We start from the raw sequence: 1,523 nt of genomic DNA on the forward strand, positions 1-1,523 counted from the left end.
ACCACGGGCCGACCCGGGGTCGGCCGCCGTCGTGCGCCGCGCGGACCGCGAGGTGAGAACCTGATGCCCCGGCTGTCGTTGCGCTGGCGCGTCGCGCTGGTCCTGGGCGCGGGCTCGTTGCTGCTGACCAGCGCGGTGGCGGTGCTGGTGTGGAACCTGTCCTCCGGGTACATGCTGCGCCAGCGCGAGCAGAGCGCCATCCGGCAGGCCGAGGTCAACGTCCGGCTCGTCGACGAGGCGCTGCGCACCGGCTCCGACGCGCTGGAGGAGCTGCTGACCGGCCTGACCACCGGGCCGGACTCGACCGTCGTGCTGTACCGGTCCGGCCAGGTCCTGACGAGCGGGCGGCAGGTCGACCCCCGGGCGCTGCCCGACCGGCTGGTCGAACTCGGCCGCCGCGGCACGCCAGCGACGCAACGGCTCGTCGTGGACGGCATCCCGGTGCTGGCCGTCAGCCTGCCCATCAGCTCCACCGACGCCGCCTACGTCGAACTCGCGCCGCTGTTGCAGCTCGACCGCACGTTCCGCTTCCTCAGCGTCCTGCTGATCAGCGGGGCCGTGGTCAGCGGGTTGCTCGGCGTCGCGCTGGGGTCGTGGGCCGGCCGCCGCGCCCTGCGCCCGCTGACCGAGCTGACCGAGGCCGCGTCCCGGGTGGCGGGCGGCGACCTGGCGGCGCGCCTGCCGACCCAGATCGACCCCGACCTGGCGCACCTAGCGACGACGTTCAACGCCACCGCCGACGCGCTGGAGGAACGGGTGCTGCGCGACGCGCGCTTCGCCAGCGACGTCAGCCACGAGCTGCGCTCGCCCCTGACCACCATGGTCAACGCCGCCGAGGTGCTGCGCCGCCGCCGCGCGGAGATCCCCGGCACCGCGGGGCGGGCCGTGGACCTGCTGACGTCCGAGGTGGACCGCTTCGCCCGGACCGTGGTGGATTTGCTGGAGATCTCCCGCTCGGACCAGCGGGCCGACGACGCCGAGCCGGAGGTCATCGACCTCGCGTCGCTGGTGGACAACGTGCTGGACTCCCGGCCCGGCACGGAGGTCCCGGTGCGCACCGGTGTCCCCGGGCCCCGGGTGCTGGGCGACCGCCGCCGGCTGGACCGGGTGGTGAACAACCTGCTCGACAACGCCGAGCGCCACGCCGGCGGCGCGGTGCGGGTCGCGGTCCTGGCCCGGGACGGCCGCGCCCGGCTGGAGGTGGACGACGCCGGGCCGGGCGTGCCGCCCGAGCTGCGCGACCGCATCTTCCACCGCTTCGACCGGGGCACGCGGGCGGGCAGCCGGGGCGCGGACACCGGCAGCGGCCTCGGCCTGGCCCTGGTCGCCCAGCACGTCCAGCGGCACGGTGGGTCGGTGTGGGTCGAGGACCGCCCCGGCGGCGGGGCCCGGTTCGTGGTCGAGATCCCGGAGGCGCAACGGTGAGGCCCACCGCCACGGCCACCCCCGCACGCGACCGCTCAGCCCACGACGGCCACCGCCACGGCCACCCCCGCACGCGACCGCTCAGCCCAGGGCGGCCA

The 1,523-nt window shown here is 76.3% G+C and carries 1 protein-coding gene; it reads left to right on the plus strand.

What is annotated here, in order from left to right:
* Window positions 1-63: 63 nt before the first annotated feature.
* Window positions 64-1,425 carry a sensor histidine kinase gene (locus tag ACFXGA_RS35800; RefSeq protein WP_378096052.1) on the plus strand — a complete coding sequence of 454 codons (1,362 nt, stop codon included), beginning with the start codon at window positions 64-66 and terminating at the stop codon, window positions 1,423-1,425.
* Window positions 1,426-1,523 lie beyond the last annotated feature (98 nt).

Origin of the sequence: Actinosynnema sp. NPDC059335 (genome assembly GCF_042752395.1) — a bacterium.
Classification (GTDB): domain Bacteria; phylum Actinomycetota; class Actinomycetes; order Mycobacteriales; family Pseudonocardiaceae; genus Actinosynnema.